Genomic DNA, 19,544 nt, shown 5'->3' with positions numbered 1-19,544 from the left:
GGAACAGGACGTGGCCAAGAGTACGCGGCAGTATGTTTTCGAGGGTATGGAGCTGCTCCCTGCGGCGCTCATTCCATTCGTCGAGAAGAGGCTGGAGACCTCCGTCAAGGGGCATTGGCAGATCGAGGTCGTGCAGCGAGTGCAGGGGCTCAAGCCCAATTCCGCCGGAGAAGTGGGCTGGGATCAGCAGGGTTTGCTCAAGACCATGATGGCGTTTTGGAAGGATGCCTTCACATCGGTGCTTGGGCACCCCGAGCGCTCCTATGTTTCGGAACTGCTCGACGTCCGCAACAAGCTCTCGCACAACGAGACCTTCACCTACGACGACGCCGAGCGGGCGCTGGACACAATGCGCCGCCTGATGGAATCGATCAGCGCCGGCGAGGTTGCCGAGCAACTCTCGAAGATGCGCGAGACGATCTTGCGCACGAAGTTCACCGAGCTTCAGCGCAACGAAGAGCGCCGCAAGACCCAACGGCTGGAGATTTCCGTCGAGACCGTGGCGGGGCTACTGCCCTGGCGCGAAGTGGTAGAGCCGCATCCTGATGTTGCCACTGGCGAGTTTCAGCAGGCCGAGTTCGCGGCCGATCTCGCCAAGGTTCATTCGGGCAGCGCGCCTGCCGAGTACCGCGACCCGCGTCAGTTCTTCAGCCGCACCTATCTGACCGAGGGTTTGAGCACTCTCCTGATCGGTGCCGCCAAGCGACTTTCCGGCGGCGGCGGCGACCCAGTGGTCGAACTGCAAACGAACTTCGGCGGCGGCAAGACCCACTCGATGCTCGCCCTCTACCACATGGCGGGAGGGACGCCGGTTCAGGATCTCTCCGGCCTAGATCGGTTGCTGGACGAGCACGGCCTGACCGTGCCCCAGAAGATCAATCGCGCGGTGCTCGTCGGCACCTCGCGAGGACCACAGGATGTTCTGGTTGCCGAGGGCGCCCGAAAAATTCGTACGACCTGGGGCGAACTGGCGTGGCAGCTCGGTGGGGCCGAGGCCTTCGACATGGTCGCCGAGAATGATGCCAACGGCATCGCGCCCGGCTCCCACCTGCTGGAAACGATCTTCAAGAAGTATGCGCCATGTCTGATCCTGATCGACGAATGGGTCGCCTATCTGAGGCAAATCTACAAAGTTGAAGGTCTGCCGTCGGGATCCTTCGACGCGAACCTCTCCTTCGTCCAATCGCTGACCGAAGCGGTCAAGGCCAGTCCCGGAACCTTGCTGGTGGCATCCTTACCAGCATCCCAGATCGAGGTTGGTGGCGAAGGCGGCCAGGAGGCGCTGGCGCGTCTCAAACAGACATTCAGCCGCGTGGAATCGTCATGGCGGCCGGCGAGCCAGGAAGAGAGCTATGAGATTGTTCGGCGGCGGCTGTTCAAGGACATCCCCGGCGACAAGTTCCATCATCGCGACAACACGCTGAAGCAGTTTGCGAAGCTCTATCGCGATAATACAAACGACTTCCCGCAGGGCTGCGCCGACGAGGATTATCGGCGCAAGCTCGAGAAGGCCTATCCAATCCATCCCGAACTGTTCGACCAGCTCTATTCAACTTGGGGATCGCTAGAGAAATTCCAGCGCACGCGCGGCGTGCTGCGGCTGATGGCGCAGGCCATCCACGAGCTTTGGATGAATGGCGATCCGTCGGTGATGATCATGCCCGGCAGCGTCGCGGTGAGCTCGCCGCGCGTGGAGCCGGAATTGCTCCATTATCTCGACGTGAGCTGGCAATCGATTATTGCTGGCGATGTCGATGGCACGACATCCACCCCTTACAAGATCGACCAGTCCGCGCCCAACCTGAACCGCTATTCGGCGACCAGGCGGGTCGCCCGCGCGATCTTCATGGGCACGGCACCGACGCATCAGCAGCAAAATACCGGCCTCGACGACAAGCAGATCAATCTCGGCGTGGTGCAGCCCGGCGAGCGTCCGGCGATCTTCGGCGATGCGCTGCGGCGGCTGACCAACCAGGCCAAGTTCATGCACGCCGATCTGGGTCGCTACTGGTACTCGATGTCAGCGAGCCTCAACCGGATCGCAGCGGACAAGGCAGCGCAAATCGAAACGGCGCTCGTCCAAGTGACGATCGACAGCGAGCTTGGCAAGTATGTGAATAGCCTCTCTGATCGGGGGCATTTCGACGCCGTGCAGACGGCGCCGGCGTCATCGGCCGAGGTGCCGGATGAAGCCGGCGGCGTGCGCGCTGTGGTGCTGGGCGTCGCCCATCCACACAACGGACGCGAGGGCTCGGATGCATTGGTTGAAGCCAAGCATATCCTGATGCAGCGCGGCAGCACGCCGCGTGTCTACCGCAACATGCTGGTCTTCATCGCGGCGGAGGCGCGACAGCTCGACAATTTGAAGGACGCGGTACGCGCATCTCTGGCTTGGGGCGAGATTGTTCGTGATACGGACCGTCTCAACCTAACCCAGAGCGACAGTGCGCTTGCAAAGGCGAAGCTGGCCGAATCGAACGAGACGATGAAGACCCGCCTCAAGGAAGCATGGTGCTATCTGCATTATCCGGCGCAGGAGAGCGCTCAAGCCGATGTGGAATGGGTTTCGGGCAAGATTCCGGCGCAGGACGGGTTGCTGGGACGGGCGAGCAAGAAGCTTGTGGCTGAAGAAGGGTTGCTTATCGACCTCGGACCGACACGGCTCGATCGCGATCTTCAGAAATATATCTGGAACGGCAAGCCGCACCTGTCGCTGAAGGACCTGCGGGAATACCTCAATCGTTACATTTACCTGCCTCGCCTGAAAAACCAGGAGGTTCTGATCAAGGCCGTGCAAGGCGCGGTGGGCGGCATAGTGCCCGGTCCCTTCGCCTATGCCGAGCGGTGGGACGAGAAGTCGGACACCTATCTGGGGCTCGCGATCGATCGTGCCGGCAATGCGGTGATCGTCATCGACAGCGACAGTGTTGTTGTGAAGCCCGATGTGGCTGAGGCGCATCGGCCAGCACCAACGCAGCCCAGGCCGACCGGTGGGCCGGAAGCGCCAGGCGATCAGACGCTTGAACCCGGTGGACAGCCGGCTGGCGGAACGCCTGACAGTCCTCCGGTAGAAAGGAAGCCGACCCGGTTCATGGGGAGTGTGATGATTTCACCGGACCGTCCTGCCAGGGACATGCATCAGATCGTCGAAGCGATCGTCGAGCAGCTCACGACGTTGCCGGGCAGCGAGGTCAAGCTCAGGCTCGAGATCGAGGCGGAGGTTCCGGCAGGCCTTGAGCGGGCGAAAGTCCGGACGCTCATCGAGAACGCCAACACGCTCGGCTTCGTCGACAAGTCGGTCGAGTAGATGAGCGGGAGCGAGCCTGTCGAACGCGACCTGATCTTCATATCCAAGGCGACGCCTGGTGATGACCAGTTTGTGCTGTGGCTCGCGCCGCGGCTTGAAGCTGCCGGCTACAAGGTCTTTGCCGACATCTTCGATCTCGATGCCGGGGACGAATGGCGCGGCAAGCTCACCGCAGCGCTTCAGACGCGGGCGATCAAGATGCTGCTGTGCTGCAGCGACGAGACGCTCGCTAGGAGGGGCGTTCGCGAGGAGATCGCCATCGCGGAAGACCTGACGAAGCAGCTCCAGGATCCCAATTTCATCATTCCGCTGAAGATCCGCACCTTCCAGAAGCTCTTCGGTATCGGCGGCCTGCAATATGTCGATTTCGAAAGCGGCTGGGCAAAGGGGCTGGCGAGCCTGCTCAAATCGCTCGAAAGGCAGCAGGTGCCCAAGGGGGGCGGTGGTATCATACAGCCTGAATGGTACGCTCATCTGCGTCGGCGCGCCGTGGAGATCGAAGCGGCTCCCGAGGTCCTGACATCCAACTGGCTGCGGATCCTAAGGATGCCGGACAAGCTCAATCATCTGGTGCCACGCAACCGAGCCAATGAGGCTTTGCTGCGAAAGCTCGGCGCGTCCTTCGAATACCCGATGGCCGAATTCGGCGACGGTTTCCTAACCTTCGCCAGCCCATTCGACCTGACGGAACATTTTGAGCGGGTGGGGCCGTTTCGCGCCGAGCGTGACTTCGATGTTCTCGATCTCCTCGAGAACGGCTCATCGGATGCGGGGATCGAAAGTCGGGATGCCCGGTCGATCATGATGAATCTCTTGCGCCAGGCGTGGGAGAAGCATTGCGCCCGCGAAGGGTTTCTTGCTCACGCCTTCTCGAGCGGACTGTCCTTCCATGTCGGCGAGGACAAATTGGGCCTCAAGAAGCGTGTCTCATGGGGGCGCCAGGGCCAGAGCCGCAATTCCATGCTGCGCGGCGTCGCCCGAAAGAAGATATGGGAATACGGTGTCAGCGTTATTCCCAGCCTCTTCCCATATCCCCATATGCGTCTCAAGGGCCGCGTGCTGTTCTCCGACATCGGGGAGCGCAACAAGCCGATTGCCATTCCAGACACTAAAATCCAGTTTCGCCTGCGGCGTTCGATCTGCTCGGCTTGGCGGAACAAGGCTTGGCATGGGCGTGTGATGGCGTTCATGGAGTTGTTGGCCGGCGACAGCCCCTATGTCGATCTTGCCGTCGGCTCGGGCGGCAGCATCACGCTCGACGCAATGCCGATCCAGTTCACAGCGCCCGTAACCGCGCGCCAGACCAACAAGTTGGGCGAGGATGCGGAGGAAGCCGATTCGACAACGCTCGGTGGCCACTTCGGGGAGGAGGACGCTTGATCGAATTTCCTGAAAAATCCATTCCGGTCCTTTACATTCCGGAACCACCGCTCGGATTTGGGCACGGCCAGGCTTCGGATCATCCGAAAGACGGTCTCACGCTTTACGGTCCGGCGTCGACGCCCGATCGTGCGCAGATCACGATTGGGGCGATTGGTACAAAACACGGCTTGGATCTCCTGCGCCGCTGGCTAGATGCGATCAGCACTCCGGTCGCGATTCCGCCTCGCGGCAAGCGCGACAAAGAGTTCCGGCTGCATCTGTCCGACTTTCCCGGTCTCGAGGAGGCATTCGGAATCCGCGTCGATCTGGGGGCCATGATTACATGCGAGATCGATCCCGCGGACATCCGTGCCGCGATTGCGATCGAGAACCATCACGAGGCGGTGGCCGCGACGACCAAACTGTTCATCGACCCGATCGAGCGTCACGCGAAAAACGAGGAGCGGACAGTTGACGTCTGGATCGTCGTCGTACCGGAAAACGTGTTCGAAACGTGTCGGCCGGTTGCGGGTCAGCGCCGCAAGGTCGAGCTTCTAAAGGGGGAGTTGTCCAGGCGCCAGAAGGGGCGCGCCGACCTTCCGCTGCTGGCGGGTGTCATTGATGACGCGCTTGAAGCGGTATTCGACGACATTCCTGACTTTCACCGTCAGATCAAGGCGAAGCTATTGAAGCTGGGCATGACATCCCAGCTCATTCGCGAGACGACCCTTGCCCCAGAGGAGTTCGTGAACAAGGCGGGATATCCGAAGCGTGGCACCCAGGATTCCGCCACCGTCGCCTGGAACCTGGCGACGGGCCTGTTCTACAAAACGCAGGCCGAACCCCCGTGGAAGATTGCGGGAATGCGGCCAGGCGTCTGCTACGTCGGCTTGGTCTTCAAGCTACTTCCCAATCATCCCGACAATCACGCATGCTGTGCGGCGCAGATGTTCCTAAGCGAAGGAGACGGTGTCGTCTTTCGCGGGGCGAACGGGCCGTGGCAGACCGAAAACAGAGAATTTCACCTCAGCGATTTGGCAGCTGGAAAGCTGATCAAGACGGTTCTTGATACCTACAAGCAACGCTTTGGAGCCTATCCGAAAGAGCTGTTCATTCACGGCCGGACCAAGTTCAACGACGCGGAGTGGGAGGCCTTCAGCAGGGCAGCGCCCGATGGGACCAATATCGTTGGCGTGCGTATCCAATCGACTCATGGCGAGACCAAGCTCTTCCGCGACGGCGATTATCCGTGTCTGCGCGGCACGGCGATCCAACTCGGCGACAAAGATGCTTATCTGTGGACCACGGGATATGCACCACGCATCGACACTTATATCGGCCCGGAGACGCCGAACCCACTTTTCGTGACCGTGCTGCGCGCGAGCGGCGAATATCCCCCCATCGTGACGGTGTTGGCCGACATCCTAGGTCTCACAAAAATCAACTACAACGCATGTAATTTCAGCGACGGACTGCCGGTCACCATTCGTTTCGCAGACAAAGTCGGCGAAGTGCTGACAATGGGCAGCGCCGCCGGGGCCGAGAAGCAACCTTTCAAATTCTATATTTGAACTGCGGGCGATCCGGTTTGAGATGCCGACTGATCCACAGCGCGAAATGGTCACTCCTCCCGAGGTGCCAATCGTCTGCCGATCTTACTGCGGACACAACCGATACGCTTCCAACTAGCGGGACGTTCACTCCCAATCAGCCGCCAGCAAGGAGCTGGAGAATCGCGGCGCTATGCAAGCAGGTGCCGCGGCCGGCCTTTCGACACTCCCTCAGCTGGCTCTTGATGTATCTACCAACTAGTCATATATGATAGACAAAGAGAGTTTGTTCTTCGTATATGGATTGTTGCTATGGGCTCCCCGAAGTCGAAAACTGCACTTGAGAGGCTCGGCCGCGACATCCGTGGCGCGCGTTTGCGGCGTGGAATCGCCGTAGCGGATCTGGCGATACGCGCAGGGACGTCGCCCAGTTCTGTCGGGCGGCTCGAGAAGGGCGACGCTGGCGTCGCCATTGGCACGCTTGCCGATGTCCTGGTCGTCCTGGGCCTGGTGGAGCGGCTGGCTGACCTGATCGACGTCCGCAAGGACGATTTGGGGCTGGCGCTGGCCGATGAGCGCCTGCCGCGCCGCGGCCGGACCTTTGCGACTAAGTTGCGCAGACAGAAGGCCAGTGTGGAGCCCCCACAGGATGGCGCAGATATCATCGATCCTGACGGCGCGGCCTTCTGATGGCCGACTTTACCGCGCATGTCGTTCTCGGCGAAAGCCTGATGCCAGTTGGCCAGTTGCGTTTCACGCGGAACGGGCCGCGTCAGTTTTCGACCTTCGCCTATGATCCGGCCTGGATAGAGAACCCGCGAGCCTTTGCCGTGCAGCCGGATTTCCCTCTTGAGGGAGGACCTTTCCATACGTCCGGGCAGCCCGGAAACATGCGCGATGCGCTGGCCGGTGCCTTTGCTGACGCTGCGCCGGATACATGGGGCCGCAGGCTTCTCGAACGCGCTTATGGCAATGGTCTTTCCGAATTCGAGTATCTGACGCTGTCCGACGACAGTTGCCGGCAAGGCGCGCTGCGGTTTCTCGACGACGCAGGAAGGATCATCCGCGGCAGGGCGGCTGACGCGGTGCCACGTCTGGTCGATCTGCAGGCGATCACCGCCATCGCCCGCGCCTATGAGCAGGGCAAGGAGATCGCCGCCGAAGAACTGCAGGCGCTCGCCGGCGCGGGCGGATCCGGTGGCGCGCGTCCCAAGGCCAACGTCCGGGATGGCGATACGCTCTGGCTGGCCAAGTTCACGTCGGTTCATGACCAACAGCCGATTGAGCGTGTCGAGGTGGCGACGCTTCGTTTGGCACAGGCTTGTGGTATCCGCACGCCAGCCGTCAGGTTGGAACTGGCTGAAACGCCCTTTCCCGTGGCGCTGATCCAGCGGTTCGATCGGCGTGGTGCCACACGGATTCCATACATCTCGGCCCGCACGGCTTTAGGCAAGACTGGGACCGAACTTGGCTCCTACACTGAGATCGTCGATTTCATACGAGCGAACGCCGCCGATCCGCAGGCTGATTTCCAGGAACTCTTCCTGCGATTGCTCTTCACGATCCTCGTGTCGAACAAGGATGATCATCTGAAGAACCACGGCTTCCTCTACGTGGGATCGGGCCGCTGGCGGTTATCTCCGGTCTTCGATGTAAATCCGGCACCGGACCGCAATCCGCATCTCGAAACGGCGATTATCGAAGGCGGTGCGCATGATCGCTCGATCCGCTTGGCTCTTGAGGCGTGCGAGTTTTTCGAGATCGCCGACCACGATGCTCGCCGGATAATCCGGGAGACGGCGCAGCGTGTTTCCGATGGCTGGCGCGAAACGCTGCGATCAGCGGGCGTTCTGGGAAGCCAAGCGCGGGAGTATGAGGGCGCTTTCATCAATGACCAGACGGAGATTGCTCTGGCCCTTTGAGTTTCAAATATGACATATTAGATCGCTTAAACAGTCAGATATGATATATTAGATGAAGAATGATGCTTATGGTGGTGATTACTGCACGGGCGATGGGGCAGGTTTCGGGCAGTCAGATGCCTCATTGATTATGATACAAATCCTAGAATTCCGAGGGCTGAAGTCCGAGGATTTGTATCTTCCAGTCGGGGATTCTTCACTCGCGATCCTCGCTCGAGGATGGAAACGTGCTATAGAGACAGTGGCGGTACTTTTCTGCCAACTGCGGAGCGCGCCATCTGCCTTCAAAAATCAATTTTGAAGGCAATTTGTGCCGATAGATGCCGTAACCGACGAAAAAATTTTCGCGGCGATTTCCCTTTAAAATCAAAAGCGTAACATTTTGACGGCCTTGGGGTCGGAATTTCCTCGGCGTCAGCAAGAATGTAGTAGTAATTTCAAGTGGTTATATACTGTTCAAACAATCGAGTGGGAGTGATTTGGTTCTTCATAACGCGCCAGATTTGATTTAAATTACTGAAAACGCTACTGTTTTATGCCCGCCAGTTTTTACTGGCGGGCATAAAACATTTATTGTCCGGATTAGAAATCTTGATCAGAATGCAACAGCGGCCTGGCTAGAATTGAGAGCGCTTCAAGCTTCGAACGGAATAGGGAGCGAGGACAATCTCCTTAAACTGGGCGATGCTAACGGTTTGAAGCTGAGACCTGATATTCACGAGCCAGAATTCCTGCTCGGTTGCAAAGGCCAAAACGTGCTCAGGCTGAGACGAGATAAGCTGCTGCCATTCCCTTCTCGCCAGCTCGGCCAAAGTTTTTATTGTGTTGAAAAGCGGACGTTTCCCACCTGTCGATGTTGGTTCGCCTTCCTGTGCCTGTAGGCCGAAAGACCCTGTGAGTGCTGAAAGCGAAAGGCTATCGAGGCCAGCATTCAGCACCGATATGGCGTAGGCCATCGCGAAGCTTTCCGCGAATTTTCCATTATGGCGCGGATCGCGATTGGCCATCGCAATGCGCTTGCCATTCGGGTTTTCCATCGTCCTGCTGCCATAAGGGTTCTGGCGCATGGGGATGGTCGACGGCCCGATGCGATAGGGCTTGTCGCCGTAGATCGCGCGCACCGAACGGGTAATGAAAGGCAGCGCCTCCAGTGTTTGCATAACGCTCAGATCATCAGCGGCATGAACAATTGGATTGGTGCAATGGGTGACAAAATCAACAAGCTCGCCCGGAACGCGCTTGCGATTTAGTTCGGTGAAATAGCTCAGCATTCCGCCGCCAAGCCGCACATTCGGGAAGGCTGCTCTTGCTGCTGCATAAACATCTTCAAGCGGCGGGCAGGGTGGCCATTCGCTGCCGGGCGGTGTTGACTGCCGATCTATAGCCGGTGAAACAATGACCGCATCTGGGGTAAAGCCAGCTGCTTTCATGTCAAACGCGATTGCGGTCGTCTCATCAATGAGCGCTTTCTCGCAAGGCAATGCTATTTCAAGCGAGATGCACCCTTTATGCTTCGCAGCCAAGGTCGTGAAATCAGCAAAAGCTGATCCGTTATGACCTGCCAGAGGATCGTAATGAAATAGCAAATCCTGCGGGGTTATTTCCTCGAGCAGCTCTATTGCAGCTAAACTGGCCTTGGCTTCTTCAGGCGTAATGATGATGCCGATATTTGGCATTTTTCCACTTGCGTCACCGAGCGTGATGCGCACCGGCTCAGCATATTGGGTGGTTTTCGGTTTCGCTAAACGCGTGTCGGAAATATTGAGTACGACGCGCTGATGCTGGGGTTTGGCGGCTTCGATCTGGTAAGGCCATGGCAAGGCCAGCGGACGTACATAGGTCTTGTAAGATGCATCGGACCAGTTGCGCTGGTCTTCCATCTCAAACGTATCGCCTTCCATGCGGCATTCCGCCGTAACGCCAGGCATGGTCTCATGGGTGATCGCACGCATGTCCTTGAAAGGCTGCCATGGCTCGATCAGATCGGGCAGACGGGTGTTGTTGAGTGTACCGTCTACATGCTCGACGTTCACAGCGGAGCCTGCTACCCCGACGATTGGATGCAGAATGCAAAAGCCGCACCGGTTGGTTTCAAAGCCTGTCGCTGTATTCGCTACGGCGTCGAAAGTGAGCGTACCGCCACTCTCTGCCTGAATGCGGACATCAATGGTGAGTTGGGTCGCATCCGGGCCTTCGCAACGTGCCTGATAGGTGATGATAAAGCCGCTGTCGTTTTGCTCAACATTCAGATCATGGATTTCCGGATTATAGGTTCCCCAGTCTCGATCCCGCACGAGATAGGAAACAGCGCGCAGAACCTCAACGCCATCATATTTGATGGTTCGTAGATTGCCATCGCTCAAATCGACGGCGAGCAGGCCCGCTTTCAGATGAAGTGGTTTCGCTTCCGTTTCGCGCGTTCCAAAGAGCAGAAAAGGATCGACGCTGCTCATTTGAGCAACGCGTTAATGTCGATGCGGTTGCCGCTGGCCGCACTGTCATAGGCGGCTTCAACGAGCGCGAAGGTCTTGAGATTATCAGCACCCGATGTCGAGGTTTCTTCACCGGATGCCAGCTTGTCGACCCAATGCTGCTGAATGGCAAAGACGCTTTCCTGAATATTGTGCCATGGACGTGAGGCCCATGAGAGCAGTTTTGGCGAAACGTCGGAAACCGTGGTGCCGTTCGGCGTAATCACTTCAAGGCGATAACCCTGATAAAGCCGGATCGAGCCTTCGGTGCCATCAAGTTCAATGAGTGTTTCCGGGAAAGAATCAGTTTCGAGCTTGGTGGCATAGCTTACATCGACAATGGAAGTAGCACCATTTTCATGGTCCATGAGAATGGTTGCTACATCTTCACCCTTGATCTTCGGGTTCACACGCTTGGTGCGTGCAACAAGGCTCGTGACATCACCCAGAATAAAGCGCGCAATATCAAGCGTATGAATGCCTAAGTCTTCAATGATGAAACGTTCACCCTCTGCAAGATAAGGCTGGCCAGAAAACACGTCGAAGCCGGAGCGGAAGGAGAAACGTCCCCAGAATGGCGTGCCGATGACACCACTGTCGAGTGCCTTGCGCACTGCCTGAATAGGCGTCTGCCAGCGGAAGTTTTCATGCACCATAAGCGGAATACCTGCTTCATCGCAGACCTTCACCATGGCCTTTGCATCATCAAGCGTTTTGGCAAAAGGCTTCTGGCAGATTGCTGGCACCTTGTGCGCAGCCGCAAGTTCCACCAGCACACGATGGCTTGAAACCGTGGTGGCGATATCGACAAAATCGAAGCCGCCATCTGCAAACAGCGCCTCCGCATCCGTGTAGCGGCGTTCGATCCCAAACTGGTCGCCGACAATCTTCAACCGCTCAGCATCACGGTCGCAGATTGCCACGATCTTGGCACCCGAAACGTCATTCCATGCATGCATCTGGTTGATTGCGAAGAAACCGCAGCCGATCAGAGCGCCATTCAATTCTGCCATTTTTAACCCGCTTTTGCCATTTGCATGAGTGTAACGCGCTGCTGGAGGCGGCGCTGTGCCTGATCGACCACCACGGCAATGATGATGACAAGGCCCTTGATGACCATCTGCCAGAAGGACGAAACGCCCATCATAACCAGACCGTCGGAGAGAATACCGATGACGAATGCACCGATGATTGTGCCGCCAATGGTGCCGCGTCCGCCCGACATCGAAGTGCCGCCGAGGACGGCTGCCGCAATAGCGTTCAGCTCGAACGAGTTGCCGGTTGCCGGATGCGACGACATCAGTTCGGACGAGATGATAAGCCCGGCGATCGCAGCACAGAAGCCCGAAAACATGTAAACGAACATCTTTACGCGGTCGACGCGGATACCCGACATGCGTGCCGCACGTTCATTGCCGCCGACTGCGAAAATCTGGCGACCAAGCGGCGTGTATCGCGCGATATAGGCTGCTGCCAATGCGACGACGATCAGAATCCAGATCGAGACCGGAAGACCGAGAATGCTGCCTGATCCGAGGAAGGCGAAGCCGGTTGTGCCCAGGTCTTCGCGGCCTACAAGGTTCGGGAAGGTCTGGCCGTCCGAGGACAGAAGTGCCAGGCCACGCGCTACATAAAGCGTGCCGAGTGTCGCAATGAAGGGCGCAACATTCAGTTTGGTTATCAATAGCCCGTTTATGAAGCCGACTGCGACACCAACGGCCAATGTGATCAGCGAGATTTCGATGATGTTGAAATAGATCGTATAGCCGACACCAAGGTCAACGCCATAGATCAGCAGGCCACCGGCAACCATACCGCAAAGCCCGACGATGGAGCCGACCGAGAGATCGATGCCGCCCGTGATGATGACGAAGGTCATGCCCATCGCAAGGAATGCGTTAAGGGCTACGTGCTTCGACATCAAGATCAGGTTGGCGGCAGAAAGGAAATTTGGCGCTGCGAATGAGAAGAAGATAAACACAGCGAAAAGCGCGATGAAGGTTCTCAGTTTCATCAGTGTCAGCAGGGCCGAGCCGCTGTTAAAGGTTGAGTCAGTGGCGGCCGTCGTCGTGTTGGCTGTCATGACGCGAGTTCCCTTGTTTGTTTGTTGTGGTCGTTGTCATGCGTATGTCCGTGGCCTTTGGCCGAAGCGGCAACGATGTCGGCTTCCGTCGCTTTATCGCGGTCGAATATGGCAATCAGCTTCCCATTGCTGAGCACCGCGATGCGATCGGAGAGCGCCATGACTTCTTCCAGATCAGAGGTTGAAAAAAGAATGGAAAGACCCTCGGCGGCAAGCCTGCGCATGGTGCGGAAGACGTCCGCCTTTGCGCCCACATCAATGCCGCGCGATGGCTCGTCCATCAGGAGAACTTTTGGATTGGTCATCAGCGCCTTGCCGATGACGACCTTCTGCTGGTTGCCACCTGACATTGAAGTGACTTCAAAATCCGGGTTGGGTGCCTTGATCGAAAGGTCCTTGATGGCTTCCTGAATGGCCTGCTTTTCACGCTTTGACGTGATGTGGAAGAAGCGGGCCAGACGGTCGAGGCTTGCCAGTGTCAGATTGTTGGCAATCGACAATATCTGCACCAGACCTTCGCGCTGACGGTCTTCCGGAATGAGCGCAAGACCGCGCCGGATACGACGGGTGGTGTCGCGCTCCTTCACTTGCTCGCCATCAATATAGATCTTACCAGTGGAATGCCCATGCTGGCCCATCACGCATTCGAAGAACTCGGAGCGCCCCGCGCCCATCAGGCCGTAAATGCCCAAAACTTCGCCTGCGCGCACACTCAGCGATACATCATCGACTGCCAATCCGCCGGTTGGGCGGGGTAGGGTGATGTTTTCAGCACGAAACCGCTCTGCACCGATCTTGTGGGTCACAGGCTTTGCAAAATCCTTGGCATCGGAGCCAATCATCGAACGCACAATCCATTGCGTATCGATATTCTTGATCTCTTCCTGCCCGGTGATTTTTCCATCACGCAAAACGGTGATGTAATCGCCGATCCGCATCAGTTCTTCGAGACGATGCGAAATATAGACGATTGCGACGCCCTGACTTTTCAGCTCGGCAATCACCTTGAAAAGAATGTCGACTTCGGCTGCAGAAAGTGCGGATGTTGGCTCGTCCATAATGACAATGCGTGCATCAATCGAGATTGCCTTTGCGATTTCGACAAGCTGCTGCTGACCAATCGGCAAATCGGCGACAAGCGTATTTGCACTGATGCCTGCATCGAGTCGGTCGAGGTATTCGTTGGCTTTTACAACCTGCGCCTTGTGGTCGATACCGCGCAACCCGCGCATGATTTCGCGTGTGGCAAAGATATTCTCTGCCACCGACATGTTTGAAAACAGGTTCAGTTCTTGAAAGATCATCGCAATACAGCGCTTTTGCGCGTCGGCTGGACTGTCGAATGACACTTCCTCTCCATCGAGAATAATCTTCCCCATGGTTGGGCGTTCAACGCCAGCGATGATTTTCATCAGCGTGGATTTGCCAGCACCGTTTTCACCGACAAGCACATTGACCGAGCCGCGACGCAATTCGAGATTGGCACGCTTGACCGCGACAATGCCCGAGTAAACCTTGGAAACATCCTCAAGCTTGAGGACGATATCGTCCTTTGGGTTCATTTCCGTCTCCATCGATTATTTCTCCAAAGAGATGGAAACTGGCGTGACAAGAGGAAGCTGTCCCTTCGATGGCAACGGGAAAGCACCTTCGGCTTTCACCTTCATGCCAACCAGATCTTCGCGCGGAAGCTTTGAAAGAACATCGTCATTGACGCGGGTGTTGAACGCCTTGCCAAACTGAGCCCAGTCGATCTGATTGCGAAACTCGTTGAAGTTCACAAAGGAAAGGCTGTCGCGGATTGCGCTGCCGCGAACCGTCGGCCCGATCTGCACACGTGCATCGGCCTTGCCATCGCCATTGCTGTCGACATCAACATATGCTGCGCGCGATTTCGTTTCGGCGGCGACCACAGTGCCTTCAAGCTTGGCTGCAAAAGTCCAGGGGGCATTGCCCTGCTTTTCGCGATGGCCGTATTTTGCTCCAGCGGCATCCGCATCTGCGTTTGCTGCCTGCATCACTTCATCAAGCGTTGCAGTTTTCGGGGCAAAAAACGGCTTAACTTTTGAGTCCCAGATGTCGGCAACCGAACGATCGGGATTGAAATTATCGCCGCGTGCTTCTGCGGCTTCTTCTGCTGTCGGAGTCTTGATGATTTTGCAGCCCGAAAGCGCGACACCGCAGGCCAGCAGGATAATGGAAGCTGACTTCAGCACTGACATGAATTTATCCTTGGTATTAGGAACATATGGGGAGCGCTAACATTTGTCGGCGCTCCCGATGTCGCAAGCCTTGGGAGCTAGTCCTTCAAAGCGAAGGTTTCGAGCTTGTCTGCATTGTCAGGATTGATGAGGACGCAGTCCATCAGCTGCTTTTCTTCAGCAGGACCCTTACCGGTCTTGATATATTCGTCAGCCTGTACGACAGCCATCTGTGCTTGAGCGTAAGCTGGCTGAAGAACAGTTGCCTTGATGCCGCCAGCCTTGATGGAGTCCCGCACATCGTTGGAGCCGTCAAAGCCGACAACGATAACGTCCTTGCGACCTGCAGCTTCAAGCGCTGCCCATGCACCCATAGCCATGGTGTCGTTGCCGGAAATCACGCCCTTGATATCAGGGTTTGCCTGCAGAATGCTCTGCATCTTGGTGAAAGCTTCAGTCTGGCTCCAGTTGGCAGACTGCTGCGCAACCATCTTCATGTCTGGATATTCGTCGATGACGTCGTGATAGCCCTTGGAGCGGGTGCCAGCATTGAGATCGGATTCGCGACCAAGCAGCTCGACATAATTGCCGGTTTCGCCCATCAGCTTGACGAATTCTTCAGCGCCGAGCTGAGCGCCCTGATAGTTGTTCGAAACGATCTGCGAAACAGCAACACCCGAGGCATTGATTTCACGGTCGATCAGGAACGAAGGGATCTTCGCGTCCTTGGCCTTCTGAACGGCCGCAATCGATGCTTCCGAACCGGCATTGTCGAGGATGATCGCCTTTGCGCCACGGCCGATGGCCGTATCGACAAGCTGCGACTGCTTGGTCGCGTCGTCATCATGCTGAAGGATCAGCGTATCGTAGCCAAGCTCCTTGGCCCTGGCTTCCGCGCCGACAGCTTCGGCTTTATAGAATGGATTGTCATGCGATGGTGTGATGATCGCGATAAGATCGGCAGCCCAGGCTGGCATGACAACGCTGCCTGCCAATGTTGCCGAGACGGCTGCAATCGCAAAACCGCGCGCAATTTTCCTGCGTGTAAACTTCATGTAGACCTCCCAATAAGCCCCGTTTCCCAAAAGGGCGGTAAGTGGGGAGGGCTTGCGCCCTCCCAAGTGACGTCACGTAATGCGACGGATGCTTTCTGCGATTTCTTCCGGTTCGAAAACGTTCTTCCAGTCATCGCGCATCAGCGCAGGAATGCCGAATTCGATTGCCTTGTTGCAGGCATCGGAGAATACGCCCTGAACTTCGCCAAAAATGACGGCGCCGAGAACATTCATGTGGCCAAGCAGGAAGTCGCGAGCAGCTTCTTCAGGAACGCCGCGACGAACGCTTTCGTCCATGGCCTGCTTCATGACGACCAGAAGCGAAGCGCAAACGGTTTCCGAAAGACCTGGCTCGAGGATTGCGAGCTGCTCGACGGTTACGCGGTGCGAGCGCATGACAGGTGCCCAGATGACCTTGGCGATTTCTTCACCAAGCGCATAGGCTTCTTCTGGACCCTGCATCAGAGCCGAAACGATGTGCTGCTTGGCAAACAGACCGCCGAAGTGGTCCTTCTTTGCCTGCATGTCTGTTTCGTCGTTGAAGATCGGCGGATGGCAAGGATGCGTCACGAAATAGGTAAGGTCTGCGCGCTCTGGCAGATGACCGGCGAATGGCGCAGCTGCGTCGAGCGCAATAACCATTGTGCCTGGCTTCAGCTTGTCAACGATGCCTGCAGCAACCTTGCCGATGATGGTATCCGGCACAGCCAGAATGACGACTTCAGCGCCTTCAAGACCTGCATCAGCATCGATGGTGTCGATGCCGAGGTCGTTCTTCAGGCGTGCCTTGCCTGCGTCGCTGACTTCGATGTGACGTACGTCAAAGCGCGAACCCTTGAGGTTCTTGGCCAGACGGTAGCCCATCTTGCCGCCCGCTCCGAACAAAGCGATAGCTGTCATGATTGTAGTTCCTTCCCAGACTTTTGGTAGCTCAACTGGTATAACCAGTCAATGAGTATTCCAGATTCAAGCGGTCACCCCGTCGCGAATCTGACTGAAGTAACCGTCAGAACCGACCTGGCCGCCCTTGAGGGCAACCTGCAGGCCGTTGGTGGCGGCGTGAGCGCCGTGTGCCGTGCAAAGCGGCGACCCCGGAGTTTGTGGAAGCGGCAAAAGCGTGGTGAGTGCATCGACATGCAATTCACGCAATGCGTGGCTGGAAGTGTCGCCGCCTGCAATAACTGCGCGGGTAAGCTGTTCGCGTTCGACAAGGCTGCGGAGGATGAAGCCGAGGCTACGGGCCAGCTTGTGGCGGCTGCCTGCGATCTTGTCGATTTCGGTGCCTCGATCAGCCGAAGGGCCAAGGGCGGTGTTGAGGATTACGCTTTTGCCCTGCTTAAGTGCCTTCTGGCCTTCAGTAACGGCGGTTTCGATTGCCTGATTGCTGCTTTCGCCCAAAAGATCGAGAGGGTTGAGATCTATGCCGGTAAAACCTGATTCTGTCGCATGACGAATCTGACGTTCTGTCGTCGGTGAAACGCTTCCTGAAACGACCGCAATGCGGTCAGCCTTGCCCGGAAGTGGAAACTCTTTTTTCGCACCGATCAGTCCCGACTTGGCCCAAGCGGCCAGAAGCGCATATTCAACGCCCGACGAACCAGCGACAAACCAGCCATCGCGGGAACGCAAACGCCAGAGCTGTTCGCCTGCCTGCAATTGGCTTTCATGGCTATCGACGTCGAGGAGCACCATTCCGTCAGCATCTTTGACAATCGCGTTTACACGCTCATTCGCATCGGCGGCTGAAAGCGCTACGAGATCAGCGAGCACGGTGTTAAGCGCTGTCTGCTGAGCCAGATGCACGCGCAGGTCTGCCTCATGCATTGGCGTGACCGGATGGCGGCTCATGACGGGATGGCGGTCGATGCGATAGGTTTCGCCCTGATAGGCGGCGAACAAATTGCCGAAAGATGTGTAACGCTTGAGCTGCGGGGCACCGACAATCACCGGCACATAGGCTTGATCGAAGATTGCTTTGCCAATTTCCACGGCCTTGCCGATATTGCCGACATGCGGTGCGGAATCGAATGTCGAGCAGACCTTGTAATGGGCAATCGCCGCATTGAGGTTTTTCAGCCAGTTGAATGCGGGCGTGAGGTGTTCCTGCATCCATTCCGGCGTTTCGCTGCGGCTGGTGCCTGCAAGCCCGATGGCTTTGCAGTGCGAAAAGCGTGCAAGCAGCGACTCATCCGGCACATTCATAAACAGAACAGTGTCGACGCCGTGGGAAGCAAGTGCCTCCATGACATCAGTCGAGCCGGTGAGGTCGTCACCGTAATAGGACAATAGCAATTCGCTGGAAGCCTGTGACATTATTCGCCACCTTTCCCGAACTTTGCGAGCGAGGCTGCAAGTTCTGGGTGATCGGCTGCATATGTTTCAAGCGGGATACCAGCGACTGCTGCTTCCCATGCTTGCTGAACGGCGCGAACGCCCGCAGCAGGACCTCCGGGATGGCTGACAATGCCGCCACCGCACAGATAAAGCAGATCCGTGGTGCGGCCTGTACGTTCATAGGTTTCAGGCGCCTGACCGCCCCACTGGCCGGAACCGGCAACGGGAAGCGGGCAATCGGCAGGCGTGAACAATGGCGTGCTGACAGCCTTGAACGAATTGACGAAGCTTTCGTCCGGCTCCCAATATTTCACGCGAATGCCGTTGATCTGGAACTGATCGACGCCGAGCAGGCGCCAGAACTGCTGATAGACGCGGAAATCCATACCAGCGCCTGGATTGCGGGTCAGGACGTCCCAGCCATTGCGGTGGGCGTGGAGCACGAGGCCTGAGCGCTTGCGCAGGAAGCTCATGCCGCCAAAGCCAACCGAATTGATGTTGACCACGGCGCAATTGCCGCCAGCTTTCAATACCATGTCATGGTTGCGCATCATGACATCGGGATCGGCATGGGAGATGCCAAAGGCATACATGACCTTTTTGCCAGTCTTCTGCTCGTGATCAAGAATGCGCGGCATGATCGCTTCAATGCGCTCTTTGAGCGGCGAATAGGCCGGGCTCATCAGTTTTTCATCGTCCTTGATGAAATCAACACCGGATTCGATCAATTCGCCGACGAGTTCTGCTGTTTCATACGGACGCAGGCCGAGGGCTGGCTTGACGATGGTGCCGAGGATCGGGCGCTTTTCAACGCCCGTGAGGCGACGGCTTCCGGCAATCCCGAACTGTGGTCCGGGATGGGCTGTACGAAATGCATCCGGCAGCTTCATATCGACAACGCGAATGCCGGTCATGCCCTTGATCGAGTAAACGCCGCCAACGGCAATCGTCATCAGCGCTGCAAGGTCGGTGCCGATAGCATCAAGCGGAAAGGCAATATCGACATCGGCGCGCTTGATCGGCCCGTGACCGGATTCAAGCTCCGGCCATGCAGGCACGGTTGCGTCTTCAAGTAGACGAATTGCGAGCACGCGTGCCGCAACGCGCGCCTTCAGCTCTTCCGTTTCACCGGGAACGGAGACGAAAGTACCGGTCGACTGATCACTCGCGATCTTAGCTGCCATCTGCTCGATGCTGCCGGTTGTCTCAATGCGATAGGTCAAGTTTATGTGCATGGTCGTTACCGGGAACTGGCTATT

General features: G+C 57.2%; 14 protein-coding genes. 5 read left to right on the top strand and 9 right to left on the bottom strand.

Features of this window, described 5'->3' with window-relative positions; genetic code table 11:
- The first annotated feature begins 10 nt into the window (after positions 1–10).
- From FIB18_RS21290 to FIB18_RS21270, 5 genes are all read left to right on the top strand, one after another.
- Positions 11–3,307 (top strand): DUF499 domain-containing protein, encoded by a 3,297-nt coding sequence (locus FIB18_RS21290; protein WP_140022621.1) that lies wholly within the window; start codon positions 11–13, stop codon positions 3,305–3,307.
- On the top strand, positions 3,308–4,687 hold the full coding sequence (locus FIB18_RS21285) for a toll/interleukin-1 receptor domain-containing protein (protein WP_140022620.1): 1,380 nt from the start codon (positions 3,308–3,310) through the stop codon (positions 4,685–4,687).
- The gene (locus FIB18_RS21280) at positions 4,684–6,240 is read left to right on the top strand and encodes an argonaute/piwi family protein (protein ID WP_140022619.1); all 1,557 of its coding nucleotides are present in this window, start codon (positions 4,684–4,686) and stop codon (positions 6,238–6,240) included. The genes FIB18_RS21285 and FIB18_RS21280 overlap by 4 nt, the downstream gene beginning before the upstream one ends.
- A 291-nt stretch (positions 6,241–6,531) precedes the next feature.
- Positions 6,532–6,909, top strand: a complete 378-nt coding sequence (locus FIB18_RS21275; RefSeq protein ID WP_140022618.1) for a helix-turn-helix domain-containing protein — start codon at positions 6,532–6,534, stop codon at positions 6,907–6,909.
- Positions 6,909–8,141 carry a type II toxin-antitoxin system HipA family toxin gene (locus FIB18_RS21270; protein ID WP_140022617.1) on the top strand — a complete coding sequence of 411 codons (1,233 nt, stop codon included), beginning with the start codon at positions 6,909–6,911 and terminating at the stop codon, positions 8,139–8,141. The genes FIB18_RS21275 and FIB18_RS21270 overlap by 1 nt, the downstream gene beginning before the upstream one ends.
- Before the next feature lie 617 nt (positions 8,142–8,758).
- On the opposite strand, the gene apnL is transcribed toward FIB18_RS21270, so the two are convergent.
- The 9 genes from apnL to oiaX form a co-directional block, all read right to left on the bottom strand.
- Positions 8,759–10,594 carry a D-apionate lactonase gene (apnL, locus tag FIB18_RS21265; protein WP_140022616.1) on the bottom strand — a complete coding sequence of 612 codons (1,836 nt, stop codon included), beginning with the start codon at positions 10,592–10,594 and terminating at the stop codon, positions 8,759–8,761.
- Entirely contained in the window at positions 10,591–11,625 is a 1,035-nt protein-coding gene (locus FIB18_RS21260; RefSeq protein ID WP_140022615.1) for a Gfo/Idh/MocA family protein, read from the bottom strand. Before FIB18_RS21260 ends, apnL begins: the two co-directional genes overlap by 4 nt.
- 2 nt (positions 11,626–11,627) lie before the next feature.
- Complete coding sequence (locus FIB18_RS21255; RefSeq protein ID WP_140022614.1) at positions 11,628–12,695, bottom strand: ABC transporter permease; 1,068 nt, start codon at positions 12,693–12,695, stop codon at positions 11,628–11,630.
- On the bottom strand, positions 12,692–14,269 hold the full coding sequence (locus FIB18_RS21250; RefSeq protein ID WP_140022613.1) for a sugar ABC transporter ATP-binding protein: 1,578 nt from the start codon (positions 14,267–14,269) through the stop codon (positions 12,692–12,694). Before FIB18_RS21250 ends, FIB18_RS21255 begins: the two co-directional genes overlap by 4 nt.
- A gap of 3 nt (positions 14,270–14,272) precedes the next feature.
- A complete protein-coding gene (locus tag FIB18_RS21245; RefSeq protein WP_140022612.1) occupies positions 14,273–14,917 on the bottom strand; it encodes a DUF2291 family protein in 645 nt (214 codons plus the stop codon).
- Positions 14,918–14,994: 77 nt separating this feature from the next.
- Positions 14,995–15,951, bottom strand: coding sequence for a D-ribose ABC transporter substrate-binding protein (locus FIB18_RS21240; RefSeq protein WP_140022611.1), 957 nt, complete (start codon positions 15,949–15,951; stop codon positions 14,995–14,997).
- 72 nt (positions 15,952–16,023) lie between these two features.
- Positions 16,024–16,851 carry a phosphogluconate dehydrogenase C-terminal domain-containing protein gene (locus tag FIB18_RS21235; RefSeq protein ID WP_140022610.1) on the bottom strand — a complete coding sequence of 276 codons (828 nt, stop codon included), beginning with the start codon at positions 16,849–16,851 and terminating at the stop codon, positions 16,024–16,026.
- 66 nt (positions 16,852–16,917) lie between these two features.
- A complete protein-coding gene (locus FIB18_RS21230; RefSeq protein WP_140022609.1) occupies positions 16,918–18,264 on the bottom strand; it encodes a four-carbon acid sugar kinase family protein in 1,347 nt (448 codons plus the stop codon).
- Positions 18,264–19,520, bottom strand: a complete 1,257-nt coding sequence (gene oiaX, locus FIB18_RS21225; RefSeq protein ID WP_140022608.1) for a 3-oxo-isoapionate-4-phosphate decarboxylase OiaX — start codon at positions 19,518–19,520, stop codon at positions 18,264–18,266. The genes FIB18_RS21230 and oiaX overlap by 1 nt, the downstream gene beginning before the upstream one ends.
- Between the last annotated feature and the right edge of the window lie 24 nt (positions 19,521–19,544).

This window comes from Brucella pecoris, from assembly GCF_006376675.1.
In the GTDB taxonomy this organism is placed as follows: Bacteria; Pseudomonadota; Alphaproteobacteria; order Rhizobiales; family Rhizobiaceae; genus Brucella; species Brucella pecoris.
The sequence above is the reverse complement of the archived record's forward strand: the minus strand, read 5'-3'. Positions and strand labels throughout refer to the sequence as shown.

Excerpts from the sequence above, each read along its gene's own strand:
- FIB18_RS21255 (WP_140022614.1), bottom strand. The coding sequence starts at position 12,695 with ATGACAGCCAACACGACGACGGCCGCCACTGACTCAACCTTTAACAGC.
- FIB18_RS21235 (WP_140022610.1), bottom strand. The coding sequence starts at position 16,851 with ATGACAGCTATCGCTTTGTTCGGAGCGGGCGGCAAGATGGGCTACCGT.
- FIB18_RS21285 (WP_140022620.1), top strand. The coding sequence starts at position 3,308 with ATGAGCGGGAGCGAGCCTGTCGAACGCGACCTGATCTTCATATCCAAG.
- oiaX (WP_140022608.1), bottom strand. The coding sequence starts at position 19,520 with ATGCACATAAACTTGACCTATCGCATTGAGACAACCGGCAGCATCGAG.
- FIB18_RS21245 (WP_140022612.1), bottom strand. The coding sequence starts at position 14,917 with ATGTCAGTGCTGAAGTCAGCTTCCATTATCCTGCTGGCCTGCGGTGTC.
- FIB18_RS21240 (WP_140022611.1), bottom strand. The coding sequence starts at position 15,951 with ATGAAGTTTACACGCAGGAAAATTGCGCGCGGTTTTGCGATTGCAGCC.
- FIB18_RS21270 (WP_140022617.1), top strand. The coding sequence starts at position 6,909 with ATGGCCGACTTTACCGCGCATGTCGTTCTCGGCGAAAGCCTGATGCCA.
- FIB18_RS21230 (WP_140022609.1), bottom strand. The coding sequence starts at position 18,264 with ATGTCACAGGCTTCCAGCGAATTGCTATTGTCCTATTACGGTGACGAC.
- apnL (WP_140022616.1), bottom strand. The coding sequence starts at position 10,594 with ATGAGCAGCGTCGATCCTTTTCTGCTCTTTGGAACGCGCGAAACGGAA.
- FIB18_RS21250 (WP_140022613.1), bottom strand. The coding sequence starts at position 14,269 with ATGGAGACGGAAATGAACCCAAAGGACGATATCGTCCTCAAGCTTGAG.
- FIB18_RS21260 (WP_140022615.1), bottom strand. The coding sequence starts at position 11,625 with ATGGCAGAATTGAATGGCGCTCTGATCGGCTGCGGTTTCTTCGCAATC.
- FIB18_RS21275 (WP_140022618.1), top strand. The coding sequence starts at position 6,532 with ATGGGCTCCCCGAAGTCGAAAACTGCACTTGAGAGGCTCGGCCGCGAC.